1 protein-coding gene is annotated in these 1,004 nt (G+C 71.3%); it reads left to right on the forward strand.

All coding sequences use genetic code 11. The features are described from left to right. Positions 1-6: 6 nt before the first annotated feature. The coding region (locus ACH4D3_RS41230; RefSeq protein WP_398332893.1) for a peroxidase family protein at positions 7-1,004 on the forward strand (998 nt) is incomplete at its 3' end.

Below are 1,004 nucleotides of genomic sequence, written 5' to 3' on the forward strand. Positions count from 1 at the left end.
CCTCCCATGTCCGAGAACCACGACGCCATCGTGACCGACGCGAAGACCGAGGAGACGGACGGCTGCCCGGTCGCCCACGGACGCGCCCCGCACCCCACGCAGGGCGGCGGAAACCGTCAGTGGTGGCCGGAGCGGCTCAACCTGAAGATCCTCGCCAAGAACCCCGTCGTCGGCAACCCGCTCGGTGAGGAGTTCGACTACGCCGAGGCCTTCGGGGCCCTCGACCTCGCGGCCGTGAAACGGGACATCGCCGAGGTGCTGACCACCTCGCAGGACTGGTGGCCGGCCGACTTCGGCAACTACGGCCCGCTGATGATCCGGATGGCCTGGCACAGCGCCGGCACCTACCGCATCAGCGACGGCCGCGGCGGCGCGGGCGCCGGCCAGCAGCGCTTCGCCCCGCTCAACAGCTGGCCCGACAACGGCAACCTGGACAAGGCCCGCCGCCTGCTGTGGCCGGTCAAGAAGAAGTACGGCCAGAACCTCTCCTGGGCCGACCTGCTGGTCCTCACCGGCAACGTCGCGCTGGAGACGATGGGCTTCGAGACCTTCGGCTTCGCCGGCGGCCGTGCCGACGTCTGGGAGGCCGAGGAGGACGTCTACTGGGGCCCCGAGACCACCTGGCTCGACGACCGGCGCTACACCGGCGACCGCGAGCTGGAGAACCCGCTCGGCGCCGTCCAGATGGGCCTGATCTACGTCAACCCGGAGGGCCCGAACGGCAACCCGGACCCGATCGCCGCCGCCCGTGACATCCGTGAGACGTTCCGCCGCATGGCGATGAACGACGAGGAGACCGTCGCGCTCATCGCGGGTGGTCACACCTTCGGCAAGACCCACGGCGCCGGCCCGGCCGACGCCGTCGGCGACGACCCCGAGGCCGCCGCCATGGAGCAGATGGGCCTCGGCTGGAAGAGCACCCACGGCACGGGCAAGGGCGGCGACGCCATCACCTCCGGCCTGGAGGTCACCTGGACCAGCACGCCCACCCAGTGGGGCAACGG

It is taken from the genome of Streptomyces sp. NPDC018026, assembly GCF_044327745.1.
GTDB lineage: Bacteria > Actinomycetota > Actinomycetes > Streptomycetales > Streptomycetaceae > Streptomyces > Streptomyces rubrogriseus.